Source organism: Vibrio bivalvicida (assembly GCF_001399455.2).
GTDB lineage: Bacteria > Pseudomonadota > Gammaproteobacteria > Enterobacterales > Vibrionaceae > Vibrio > Vibrio bivalvicida.
In genome coordinates, this window is record NZ_LLEI02000021.1 from 169,918 (window position 1) to 182,394 (window position 12,477).

General features: G+C 48.2%; 14 protein-coding genes. All 14 read left to right on the plus strand.

Features of this window, described 5'->3' with window-relative positions; all coding sequences use genetic code 11:
• Window positions 1-269 precede the first annotated feature (269 nt).
• The 14 genes from urtA (at window position 270) to APB76_RS06115 (ending at window position 12,443) form a co-directional block, all read left to right on the plus strand.
• A complete protein-coding gene (urtA, locus tag APB76_RS06050) occupies window positions 270-1,553 on the plus strand; it encodes an urea ABC transporter substrate-binding protein (protein ID WP_054961120.1) in 1,284 nt (427 codons plus the stop codon).
• Window positions 1,554-1,652: 99 nt separating this feature from the next.
• Window positions 1,653-3,278, plus strand: a complete 1,626-nt coding sequence (gene urtB, locus APB76_RS06055) for an urea ABC transporter permease subunit UrtB (protein WP_054961119.1) — start codon at window positions 1,653-1,655, stop codon at window positions 3,276-3,278.
• A gap of 9 nt (window positions 3,279-3,287) precedes the next feature.
• Window positions 3,288-4,481 (plus strand): urea ABC transporter permease subunit UrtC, encoded by a 1,194-nt coding sequence (gene urtC / locus APB76_RS06060; protein WP_054961118.1) that lies wholly within the window; start codon window positions 3,288-3,290, stop codon window positions 4,479-4,481.
• Window positions 4,478-5,329, plus strand: coding sequence for an urea ABC transporter ATP-binding protein UrtD (gene urtD / locus APB76_RS06065; protein WP_054961117.1), 852 nt, complete (start codon window positions 4,478-4,480; stop codon window positions 5,327-5,329). Before urtC ends, urtD begins: the two co-directional genes overlap by 4 nt.
• A 1-nt stretch (window position 5,330) precedes the next feature.
• Window positions 5,331-6,026, plus strand: coding sequence for an urea ABC transporter ATP-binding subunit UrtE (urtE, locus tag APB76_RS06070; RefSeq protein ID WP_054961116.1), 696 nt, complete (start codon window positions 5,331-5,333; stop codon window positions 6,024-6,026).
• Window positions 6,023-6,931 (plus strand): urease accessory protein UreD, encoded by a 909-nt coding sequence (locus APB76_RS06075; protein ID WP_054961115.1) that lies wholly within the window; start codon window positions 6,023-6,025, stop codon window positions 6,929-6,931. The genes urtE and APB76_RS06075 overlap by 4 nt, the downstream gene beginning before the upstream one ends.
• Window positions 6,932-6,987: 56 nt before the next feature.
• Entirely contained in the window at window positions 6,988-7,290 is a 303-nt protein-coding gene (ureA, locus tag APB76_RS06080) for an urease subunit gamma (protein WP_008079177.1), read from the plus strand.
• 8 nt (window positions 7,291-7,298) lie between these two features.
• Window positions 7,299-7,640 (plus strand): urease subunit beta, encoded by a 342-nt coding sequence (locus APB76_RS06085; RefSeq protein ID WP_054961114.1) that lies wholly within the window; start codon window positions 7,299-7,301, stop codon window positions 7,638-7,640.
• Window positions 7,641-7,662: 22 nt separating this feature from the next.
• Window positions 7,663-9,366, plus strand: a complete 1,704-nt coding sequence (gene ureC, locus APB76_RS06090) for an urease subunit alpha (protein ID WP_054961113.1) — start codon at window positions 7,663-7,665, stop codon at window positions 9,364-9,366.
• Between the two features lie 49 nt (window positions 9,367-9,415).
• Window positions 9,416-9,862 (plus strand): urease accessory protein UreE, encoded by a 447-nt coding sequence (ureE, locus tag APB76_RS06095; protein WP_054961112.1) that lies wholly within the window; start codon window positions 9,416-9,418, stop codon window positions 9,860-9,862.
• Between the two features lie 39 nt (window positions 9,863-9,901).
• Complete coding sequence (locus APB76_RS06100) at window positions 9,902-10,465, plus strand: HupE/UreJ family protein (RefSeq protein ID WP_054961111.1); 564 nt, start codon at window positions 9,902-9,904, stop codon at window positions 10,463-10,465.
• 10 nt (window positions 10,466-10,475) lie between these two features.
• Window positions 10,476-11,165 (plus strand): urease accessory protein UreF, encoded by a 690-nt coding sequence (locus tag APB76_RS06105; RefSeq protein WP_054961110.1) that lies wholly within the window; start codon window positions 10,476-10,478, stop codon window positions 11,163-11,165.
• Window positions 11,166-11,200: 35 nt separating this feature from the next.
• Window positions 11,201-11,824 (plus strand): urease accessory protein UreG, encoded by a 624-nt coding sequence (gene ureG / locus APB76_RS06110; RefSeq protein ID WP_054961109.1) that lies wholly within the window; start codon window positions 11,201-11,203, stop codon window positions 11,822-11,824.
• 145 nt (window positions 11,825-11,969) lie between these two features.
• Window positions 11,970-12,443, plus strand: coding sequence for a hypothetical protein (locus APB76_RS06115; protein WP_054961108.1), 474 nt, complete (start codon window positions 11,970-11,972; stop codon window positions 12,441-12,443).
• Window positions 12,444-12,477 lie beyond the last annotated feature (34 nt).

Sequence of the window (12,477 nt, forward strand, 5' to 3'; positions counted from 1 at the left end):
ATCGGCTTGCTAGCCGTACTGGGATGTTGTCTATACTGACATTGATTCGAGTCATCTCTCCAAAATGGTGAAACTGGATTTGTAGTTGCACTAGTATGCAGCGAGATTCAATCGCGTAGTTGCACCAAAATTGCAGGGCTTACAACTAAGCTATTTATAATCAATATGTTAATTAAAAAAACTACCCTTCGATTAATTTGGCATTGATTTTGGATTTATCTCCTTAGACATAAAGAATTGAATAACAATTCACTATAAGGAGATATTCAATGAACATGAAGTTCAAACTCAAGCTTGCAGCATTCGGTAGCGCATTAGCATGTATGTCTGGTGTGGTAAACGCAGCTGATACAATCAAAGTCGGAGTCTTGCATTCACTATCCGGTACGATGGCGATCAGTGAAACCACATTAAAAGACACCGTTCTGATGCTGGTGGAAGAGCAGAACAAAAAAGGTGGTCTACTAGGCAAAAAGCTTGAGGCGGTAGTGGTCGACCCTGCGTCAAACTGGCCGTTGTTTGCAGAAAAAGCTCGCGAGCTGATTGAAAAAGAGCAAGTCGATGTGGTGTTCGGTGGCTGGACATCCGTATCGCGCAAATCCATGTTGCCAGTATTCGAAGAACTCAACAGCCTGCTTTTCTACCCGGTTCAGTATGAAGGTGAAGAGTCGTCGAAGAATGTGTTCTACACTGGCGCTGCGCCAAACCAACAAGCGATTCCCGCGGTTGATTACCTAATGAATGAACTTGATGTCGAGCGCTGGGTACTGGCCGGTACCGACTATGTGTATCCACGTACTACCAATAAAATCTTAGAGTCTTACCTCAAGAGTAAAGGGGTGAGCGAAAAAGACATCATGATCAACTACACGCCATTTGGTCATTCAGACTGGCAGTCGATCGTGTCTGACATTAAGAAGTTTGGCGCTGAAGGCAAAAAGACCGCTGTGGTCTCGACCATTAATGGCGATGCCAACGTTCCTTTCTATAAAGAGCTTGGCGCTCAAGGTATCTCCTCAGAAGATATCCCAGTTGTGGCCTTCTCTGTTGGCGAAGAAGAGCTGTCTGGCATGGACACCTCTCCGCTTGTCGGCCACTTAGCGGCATGGAACTACTTCATGAGCGTCGATACGGAGAAGAACGATGAGTTCGTCGAAACGTGGCAGAAATTTATCGCCAGCGAAAAGCGTGTGACTAACGATCCTATGGAAGCGCACTACATCGGTTTTAACATGTGGGCGCAAGCGGTAACCAATGCAGGTACGACGGATCCTGAAGCCGTGCAAGATGCCTTGATTGGCGTGTCTGTACCAAACTTGTCTGGCGGTTACTCAACTATGCTGCCTAACCACCATATCACTAAGCCTGTGTTAATCGGTGAAATCCAAGATGATGGTCAGTTCGATATCGTTTGGGAAACGACGGGCCTCGTAGCAGGTGATGCTTGGTCAGAGTATCTTCCTGAGTCGGCGAAACTCTTCTCTAGCTGGTCGAAGCCGTTTTCTTGTGGTGCGTTTAACGTTGAAACCAACAAGTGTTCAGGGACAAATTAAGACTTAACACCCCGATTAAATTACCTGAAAAGTTAGGCGCTGCATGTGGTAACGCAGCGCATTTTTTTTGCCATAAATTCTAACGCAAGGATGCATATCATGACGACCGTATTACGGATGCTCTGTGTGCTCGTTTCTGTGCTTATTGGATTAACGACAGCGTCGGCCGAGAACGTTAAGCCACTGACTCAAGACTCTTTTTTCCAGACGTTGACTGGAAAGAACACACACGAAAAACAGCAAGCGGCTAGCTGGCTTGCCTCAAACTATTCTCATGACACAGCCAAGCCCATTTTAGAGGCGTGGCTGAATGGACAGCTCTATTACCTTAAAGATCACAAACACGCTCAGCATCAACAGCTATTTATTATCGAGAGCGCTCAAACAGGGGCAGAGGCGAGGCAGGCATGGAATAACGATTCTGTGATTATTGAAAACAAGCGCAGGTTTAAAAAAATAAAAGTAAACAACAAGCTTCGTGTTTATCTTCGAGTTGAAATCGCTTCACTGGGCTTAAACAGCAAGGATCTAGATGTTCGCAAGCAGTCAGTCAAAACCCTAACGGGAAACCCTGAAGTAATAGATAAGCTTGCGGCATTACAACAAAGTGAAACCAACGCAGAGATCGTTTCTATGTTGGCGTTTGCCATTGCGATTGATACGGCGCTTGATCCGGAGGCTTCCAATCGTATTGACGCTGTCGAGTCTATCTCTCAATCCAATCAACCCATTGTACTTAAAACCCTTAACACGATTTTGGCGCAAGAGACCGATCCACAACTCATTGCGGCAGCAGAGCGTGGTTTACAAGATTACCAACAAAGCCAACGACTCTACACAGGTGTCGAGACGCTGTTTTTTGGACTAAGCCTTGGCTCTGTACTGGTGCTGGCGGGAATCGGTCTAGCGATTACCTTTGGGGTCATGGGTGTGATAAACATGGCGCATGGTGAGCTGATTATGTTAGGGGCTTATACCACCTATGTGATGCAGCAACTTCTCCCTGCTCACACTGGAGTTGCGTTGATTTTGTCGATTCCAATGGCATTCGTGGTGTCAGGCTTGGTTGGTATCTTGATTGAACGCAGCGTGATTCGTCACTTGTATGGACGACCTCTCGAAACGCTACTGGCAACCTTTGGTATCAGTTTGATTCTCCAGCAGGCAGTTCGCTCTATCTTCTCTCCGTTAAATCGTTCGGTCAGTACGCCAGATTGGATGGCGGGTGCGCTCGAAATTAACCCCATACTGTCGCTGACATACAACCGTCTCTACATCATCTTGTTCTGTGCCATGGTGTTTATGGCCTTAGTGATGATCTTGAAGAAAACACCACTAGGATTGCAGGTTCGCGCCGTTTCGCAAAACCGCCCGATGGCAAGAGCAATGGGGATTCGTTCTGAGCGTGTCGATGCAATGACGTTTGGTTTAGGTGCGGGTGTGGCAGGTGTGGCAGGTGTCGCTCTGTCTCAACTGACCAACGTTGGGCCAAATATGGGCCAAGCCTACATTATCGACTCCTTTATGGTGGTGGTGTTTGGTGGCGTAGGTAACCTTTGGGGAACGCTGGTCGCCGGTTTAGGCTTGGGATTGTTTAACAAGATCTTGGAGCCATGGGCCGGAGCGGTGCTGGCTAAAATTTTGGTGCTGGTGTTTATCATCTTGTTCATTCAGAAGCGACCAAGAGGATTGTTCCCTCAGCGTGGTCGCGCGGCTGAGAGTTAAGGAGGCGCTATGACCAATCAAACACATACGAAACCCCTTCGCTCTTTTGTCCTTTCTGCACTGCAAGGCGATAAGGGCGGTCAGATGACAATATTGGCCATCTTGGCAGCAGTGATCTTCATTCCGCTGGCGAATATGATGTTGCCTGCTTCGCACCCGCTTCACGTCGAAACCTTTACTATTTCATTACTGGGTAAATACCTTAGCTATGCGATGTTGGCGCTCGCCGTCGATCTGGTATGGGGCTATTTGGGTATTCTCAGTTTAGGCCATGGCGCATTTTTTGCGCTTGGTGGCTACGCGATGGGGATGTATTTAATGCGCCAGATCGGCGATCGCGGTGTCTATGGTAATCCCATCCTGCCTGACTTTATGGTGTTCCTAAACTGGCAAGAACTGCCTTGGTTTTGGCATGGCTTCGACCAATTCTGGTTTGCGGCTCTGATGGTGGTGTTGGTACCTGGCGTAATGGCCTATGTGTTCGGCTATTTGGCGTTTCGCTCTCGAGTATCAGGGGTCTATCTTTCTATCATTACCCAAGCCCTCACCTACGCGCTGATGTTGGCGTTTTTCCGCAATGAAATGGGCTTTGGCGGCAACAATGGCCTAACCGATTTTAAAGACATTCTGGGCTTTAGCTTGCAGCAAGACAGTACTCGAATCGCATTGTTTATTGCGACTGGCATTGCTCTTATTGGCAGCTATTTGGTCTGTCGCAGCGTCGTAGCGAGCCGTCTTGGCCGAGTGTCGGTTGCGATTCGTGACTCAGAATCGCGCACTCGCTTTATGGGTTACGACGTCGATGGTATCAAACTGTGGGTGTTTGTTCTTTCTGCGGTGATCGCAGGGATAGCTGGGGCACTGTATGTGCCGCAAGTTGGCATTATTAATCCAGGTGAATTTGCGCCGCTCAATTCGATAGAGGTGGTAGTTTGGGTTGCCCTTGGCGGTCGTGCGACCTTGTTTGGTGCGATTGTTGGCGCCTTGGTGATCAACTATGCCAAAAGCTGGTTCACGGTGGAGTTTCCAGAAGTGTGGCTGTTTGCCCTCGGAGGCTTGTTCGTACTCTCAACGCTCTACTTCCCGAAAGGCTTAATCGGCTTTGTCAGTGATAAGTGGCATTTAGTCGTCAATCGAAACCGCGGGCATAACGCCGCTGAGTTGAACACTGACGAAGAGAAAAGTAAGGAGGCCTTTGTATGACTGAGTTAAAGCGCACCGAGCAATTTAAGCAATCACTCGCTGAAGTTACGCGTCGAGATCAAGTGTTCTCGTTTCTTAAGCCGGACGTCCATCCACTGATTGATACCAGACACAACATCTTGCTCTATGTGGAAGGGGTGAACAAAACCTTTGATGGTTTTAAAGCGATTAATGATCTCAATCTGTACATCCGTGAAGGAGAGCTCAGATGCATTATTGGCCCAAATGGAGCTGGGAAGACCACCATGATGGACATCATCACGGGTAAGACGAAACCGGATACTGGCGAGGTTTGGCTAGGCTCGAACCTCAACTTGCTCAATATGAATGAAGCACAGATCGCTAATGCGGGAATTGGCCGTAAGTTTCAAAAGCCGACGGTGATCGAATGCTTAACTGTGTGGGAAAACCTCGAACTGGCCATGTCCGGCGTGCGCTCTGTGTGGGGTTCGTATGTAGCAAAGATGACAGGAGAGCAAAAAGACAAGCTCGAGTCGGTACTGAGCTTAATTCACCTGCATGACCATCAAACGCTGCTGGCAGGCAACCTTTCTCACGGCCAAAAGCAGTGGTTAGAGATAGGAATGTTGTTGATGCAAAACCCTAAGCTGCTGCTTATTGATGAGCCTGTGGCTGGCATGACCCACCAAGAGATGGATCGTACATCAGAGCTACTTAACTCATTAACCGGTAAACATTCTGTGGTGGTGGTTGAGCATGATATGGACTTTGTCCGCTCTATCGCGAGCCATGTCACTGTACTTCATCAAGGGCATGTGCTGGCAGAAGGCACCATGGATGAGGTTCAAGCGCACCAGCAAGTTAAACAGGTTTATTTGGGGGAGTAACATGCTATCAATTTCTGGATTGAACCAGTTTTACGGTGAGAGCCACACGCTTTGGGATTTGGAGATGGAGATCCCCAAAGGAAAATGTACTGTGTTAATGGGGCGTAATGGCGTGGGCAAGACCACTTTATTGCAATGCATTATGGGGCTCGTCAAAACTGAAAGTGGCGACATTGCCCTTGAAGGTAACTCTATCATCAAAAAAGAAGCCGAAGCTCGTCCCAGAATGGGGATTGGCTATGTGCCTCAAGGCCGTCAAATCTTTCCAATGTTAAGTGTGGAAGAAAACTTGCAAGTAGGTTTACCTATCCGAGCAAGAGGAGACCGTCACATCCCTGAATTTATCTTCGAGCTATTCCCTGTGTTAAAAGAAATGTTACATCGCAGAGGGGGCGATTTATCGGGAGGACAGCAGCAACAATTGGCCATAGGTCGGGCACTGGTGATCAACCCTAGCTTGCTGATTTTGGATGAACCGACGGAAGGTATTCAGCCCAATATTGTGCAAGAAATCGGCGATATTATTCGCATGTTGAATGAGGAATTTGGACTTACGGTTTTACTGGTTGAGCAAAAACTGCCGTTCGCCCGTAAGGTCGGCGATCAGTTTTGCATCTTGGATAGAGGCCGTACTGTCGCCCAAGGGGACATGGAAGAGCTGGATGATAGATTGATAAAGGAGTATCTCACCGTATGATTTGTGAACCTGCCGTTGCGTTTGATTTAGGTGATAATAATCAAACGCTTAAAAAGAACATCGAGTCTGATGTAGAGAAAGGCTGGAAGGCCATGTTATCGCTTTTGTTTAAAGACAGAGGGGATAAAACCGTCATCAAAGAGCGTCAACAGAAAGGGCCTTTAGCGATTCAACGCCCTTTGTATCCGGAAGGAAAAACATGCCACACCTATTTGTTGCATCCACCCGGTGGTGTGGTCGGTGGCGACACTTTGCAAATAAGTACTCGCGTTGAACAAGGGGCTCATGCCCTAGTCACCACACCGGGGGCGACTAAGTTTTATCGCTCTGAAAAACGTTACGCTCATCAGAAACAAATATTGCATGTCGAACGTGGTGGCTTACTCGAGTGGTTACCGCAGGAAAACATCTTCTTTCCTGACGCTCATGCTCGCCTTGATACTGAAATACACCTTGATCGTGATGCCCGATTTTTGGGCTGGGAAATGCACTGTTTTGGACGCCCTGCACTAAATGAGGGATTTCTGTCCGGGCATTTAGTCGGGAAAACAGAGGTTTACCGCGATGGAAGGAAAATTCTGACCGAGGGGTTAAATATTTTTGGCGGTGATAAGTCCATGATTGAAAAGGGCTTGCTCAATTTCTCTCTCGCAGGGACGCTGTATATTTCTGTCGAAAATGAGGAATTTTTTCAACTGGTACAGAGCTTGCTCTCTAACATACAGCAAGAAGTCGGCACAGAGGACTTAGTGATTGCTGCGACGCAGATAGAACAAATGGTCGTCGTTAGAGCACTGGGTCGATGGAGTGAGGTGATCTTGGAGAGCTTTCAACAGGTTTGGCAGCAAGCGCGTCAATACTGGACAGGTGAAACTCCTCAGCCCCCAAGGATTTGGGCAACCTAACTCCATGTTTCTCTTTGCGCCTTCTCCATCATGTTAAGGGAATGGCAAGGAAACCAATGGAATTATCACCGAGAGAAAAAGACAAACTGTTGATCTTCTGCGCTGGCATGCTAGCGCAGCAACGAAAAGAGCGAGGGTTAAAGCTTAACTATCCAGAGTCTGTAGCGTTTATCAGTAGTGCCATTCTTGAAGGTGCTCGCGAAGGCAAAACGGTGTCTGAGCTTATGGACTTTGGACGAACACTTCTTACTGTTGATGACGTTATGGAGGGCGTACCTTCCATGATTCCTGATGTACAAGTCGAAGCCACCTTTCCTGATGGGACCAAATTGGTCACCGTTCATGAGCCAATCGTCTAGGAGATCATATGTCAGCATCAACAAGTCAATATTCTGGTTTCATTCCCGGTCAAATTGAATCCGCCCCCGGTGAGATTGAACTCAATGTTGGCCGCGCGACCATCAAGGTCAAAGTGGAAAATATCGGCGATCGACCAGTACAAATCGGCTCGCATTATCACTTTTTTGAGGTCAACGATTCACTTCGCTTTGAGCGCGAAGCGTGCAATGGGTTCCGTCTCAATATCCCTGCTGGGACTGCGACACGCTTTGAACCTGGCCAGTCTCGCACGGTTGAGTTGGTTGAGTTTGCAGGTAAGCGAGAGATATACGGATTCCAAGGTAAGGTCATGGGCAAACTCGCCCAATAAAAAATTAAGACAAGGATAGGTAATGGCAAACATTTCTCGTCAGGCATATGCCGAAATGTTTGGGCCAACAGTGGGCGATCGCGTGCGACTCGCAGACACCGAGCTGTGGCTTGAAGTGGAAAAGGATTTCACTGTTTACGGCGACGAAGTTAAATTCGGCGGCGGTAAAGTGATTCGTGATGGCATGGGGCAAAGTCAACGACCAAGCGCTGAAACGCCAGATCTGGTCATCACCAACGCAGTGGTATTGGATTACTGGGGTATCGTTAAGGCAGACGTGGCGGTTAAAAATGGGCGTATTCAAGCGATAGGCAAAGCCGGCAACCCTGATGTGCAGCCAGAAGTGACAATAGTGATTGGCCCAGGGACAGAAGTTCTCGCTGGGGAAGGCTCAATCTTAACTGCGGGTGGCATAGATTCGCACATTCACTTTATTTGTCCCCAGCAAATCGAAGAAGCACTGGCTTCAGGCGTCACCACTATGATCGGTGGAGGTACCGGCCCCAACACAGGAACCAACGCGACAACTTGTACTCCCGGCCCGTGGAATATGCACCGTATGCTTGAAGCACTGGATGAGTTTCCAATGAACTTTGGTCTACTCGGTAAAGGCAATGCTAGCCAGCCAGAGGCACTAACAGAGCAGGTTGCGGCGGGTGCGGTAGGATTGAAGCTGCATGAAGATTGGGGCACGACGCCAGCATCGATTGATACCTGTTTGTCGGTGGCTGATGAGATGGATGTTCAAGTCGCGATTCATACCGATACGCTGAATGAATCAGGGTTTGTTGAATCGACCTTAGGTGCGATTGGCGATCGCGTGATTCATACCTATCACACGGAAGGAGCGGGTGGTGGTCACGCACCGGATATTATTCGAGCTGCGGGTGAATCCAATGTTCTGCCATCGTCGACAAATCCAACTCGTCCTTACACGGTTAATACGGTTGATGAGCACCTCGATATGTTGATGGTGTGCCACCATTTGTCGCCTTCTATTGCCGAAGATGTGGCATTTGCTGAATCTCGAATTCGCCGCGAAACCATCGCCGCGGAAGACATTCTGCACGATCTCGGCGCCTTCTCGATGATTGCATCAGACTCACAGGCTATGGGGCGTGTGGGCGAAGTAATCACTCGCACTTGGCAAACGGCGCACAAGATGAAAGTACAGCGCGGCAGCTTGAAAGAAGACTCATCCTACAGCGATAACTTTCGACTCAAACGCTATATCGCTAAGTACACCATTAACCCAGCGATTACTCACGGTATGGCGCATGAAGTCGGTTCAATTGAAGTGGGTAAGCTTGCCGATCTTGTGTTGTGGAAGCCCGCTTTCTTTGGCGTTAAGCCGAGCGTGATTCTTAAAGGGGGCATGATTGCCATGGCGCCGATGGGCGATCCTAATGCTTCGATACCAACACCTCAGCCTGTCCATTATCGCAGCATGTTTGGTAGCTACGGCAAGGCATCGAAAAACACCTCCATGTTGTTTGTCTCCCAAGCGGCGGATCAAGCAGGCATCGCGAGTGAGCTTGGTCTGGGCAGCCAAATCGGGGTTGTCAGCCATTGCCGCGATATCAGCAAAGCCGACATGAAGCTTAATGACTGGCAGCCGAACATCGAAGTGGACTCTCAGACCTATCAAGTTCGCGCTGATGGTGAGCTGTTGGTGTGTGAGCCTGCTGACGTGTTACCCATGGCGCAAAAGTACTTCTTGTTTTAACGCTGCAACGAAAATAGCCAACCAGTAAACGAACTGATAAGGAGATGAGATGATCGAACTTACCGAAATCAGCAAAGAAATTTGTACTAAACCGAATGCGTTTCTGAGCTTGCCAATAGATAGCCGAATTAAGAGCCGACTTAAAGTTGAGCTAGATGATGGTCGCGAAGCGGGTTTGTTTCTGCCGCGCGGACACATTTTACGTGGCGGTGAGCAACTCAAAAGCCAATGCGGCATGATCGTCGAAATCAAAGCCGCGCCGGAAAAGGTCTCCTCGGTTTATTGCAGCGATCTGCATCTACTGACGCGCGTGGCCTATCACCTTGGCAACCGGCATGTACCGTTGCAAGTGGAATTTGGCTGGGTCCGTTACCAGCACGATCATGTGTTGGATGAAATGGTCGAAGGCTTGGGTGCAAAAGTCACCACAGAAGACGCGTCATTCGAACCAGAAAGTGGCGCTTATGGTGGCCGCACTGGTGGGCATCATCACTAATAACACACAAATTAAAGCAATAACAACAAGGAAGTTCTCATGAAAAAACCACAACAATTCGCTGCATTCATGTCTCTGGCTCTTCTCTCATCATCGGTGATGGCGCATCCCGGTCACGAAACTGGGTCATTCTCAGCCGGCTTAACTCACCCAGTAACTGGTTTCGATCACCTGGTTATGTTGGTCGCATTTGGTATTTTAGTCGCATGTGTACAGACGTCAGCCGCACGTAAAGTGGGGTTAGTGATCAGTGCGCTCACCTCACTGTTAGTCGGTCTTGCTGCTGGGCAGGTGTTTGGTGGATTTAATGGCGTCGAGCTTGCGATTGGGGCTTCGCTGTTTGTGGTGAGCGGCGCAATCTGGCAAGCCTTCCACGCTTCGAAAGATATGCTGCGCTTGGCGCTGACCTTGTGTGTTGGTTTAGTGTTTTTCCACGGTTATGCGCACGGTGTTGAAGCGCAAGGTGCAATCTCATCATTTGCCGCGGGTATGACCATCAGCGCCGCAGCGCTCATGGTTTTGGGCTTGCAGTTTGGTCGCGCGCTTTCAAGCCCTTGGCTCTCTGTCGGTGTTGCGTCAGTTAGCGCCCTCGTCATCCTGTAAACCTTAGCCTATGTCTTATCAAAATAGGCCAAACGATCTGGTGTTGTATCGACTGTTTCAGCTGATAAGCCCCTCTCTGCCCATCGGCGGCTTTACCTATTCGCAAGGTCTGGAGTGGGCGGTTGAGGCGCAGTGGGTATCGGATCGCGCCTCTATGCAAGATTGGTTAGAGAACATGTTGATGAACAGTGTCGCAACACTCGAACTGCCAATCCTTGAGCGTTACTACCAAGCGCTGAGAAATAATAACCAGCAACAGTTGGTTGCGCTGAGTGAGTTGCTCTATAGCAGCCGAGAAACCAAGGAGCTTAGAGCAGAAGAGAAACAGCGCGGGCAAGCGCTGTATACCTTACTCAAACAGCTCGATATCTATCATGTCAGCTTTGATTATGCCGACACTGAGCCGAATCAATTGCTCGGACTTTGCGTAGCCGCGCAACACTGGGGTATCGACATTCGACAACTCAAACAAGGTTACTTATGGAGCTGGGCTGAGAATCTGATCATGGCGGGAGTAAAACTTGTGCCTTTAGGTCAAACGGACGGGCAACGTGCATTAATTCAACTCAGTGAGTTATTTCCTAAAGCACTAGATAGAGCCATTTTGATTGAAGATTGGATGATCGGTAGCTTCACTCCGTCAATCTCTATCGCCAGCAGTTTGCATGAAACTCAGTACACACGGCTGTTTCGCTCATAGCGAAGTCGCAAGCAAAGAATTAGAAGGAATTAACAATGGAAAGTTACAAACAACCTTTACGCGTCGGTATTGGTGGTCCTGTAGGTTCGGGGAAAACAGCGCTGCTTGAAGTGCTGTGTAAAGCGATCAGAGATAAACTCAATATCGCGGTTGTGACCAATGATATTTACACCCAAGAAGATGCCAAAATCCTCACTCGTGCTGAAGCATTAGAGCCCGATCGTATTATCGGTGTTGAAACGGGCGGCTGCCCGCATACTGCGATTCGTGAAGATGCTTCAATGAACTTAGCAGCGGTTGAAGAACTAGCAAAGCGCCATAAAAATCTCGATGTGGTGTTTGTCGAGAGCGGTGGAGACAACCTCAGTGCTACTTTTAGCCCAGAGCTAGCGGATTTGACCATCTACGTGATTGACGTAGCGGAAGGAGAAAAGATCCCGCGTAAAGGTGGCCCGGGTATTACTCGCTCAGACCTGCTGATCATTAATAAGATCGATTTGGCTCCTTACGTTGGCGCGTCACTGGAAGTGATGGAGCAAGATACCCAGCGGATGCGTCCAACTAAACCTTTTGTGTTCACCAATCTAAAGGAAAGCAAAGGGCTCGATACCATCATTGATTTTATCGTCACTCAAGGTATGTTAACCATGAAGAGCTAAGCCTCTCACTTAGAGAAAAGGCACCGAGTTAGGTGCTTTTTTTGATCTTAGAGTAATCCAAGTTATTGGTTTTACCAGTTATTTATAAATTGTACTGTGCGTTTTATAAATATATGGTTAACGAATATTAACTGGAGAGAAAACTATGCCTATTAATGGAATATGTCACGACTTTGCTTTCACTCGATGCTTTCCGATCGAGAGTAAAGATAGAACACCAAGTGCAAAAGAAAGTGTCGACCTATGGCGAATCTTGCGCACCAAGATGGAGCTTATTCACCCAGATAGTATCGAAACCCTAAAACCTGGTGTACTAACGGTAACTAATGCGACAGGGCACCCGACATATACTCCGCACTCTTATTATGTTGGGGAAGGTAACGTTTTATATAGCACTAATGACCCATTCTTTGACAAAGTAGAGAAGAGTAAAGTGGATGTGAGTACTCAGCATGGGGTTGGGGCGATCACCTATTCTCTTGCAACGCTTAAGGCTGCGTTAAACAATGTTACTGATGGTCCAAATGGCGCGAGTGCAAGAATTGGTACCGATAATCGTGACTTGCAGTTCTACTGGTGTTCAACCGCCGTTGCGCGTCTAGGCTGGTGGTCTAAATAGCTGAAAGCGCCCTCAACAAGTGTTGAGGGTTCTT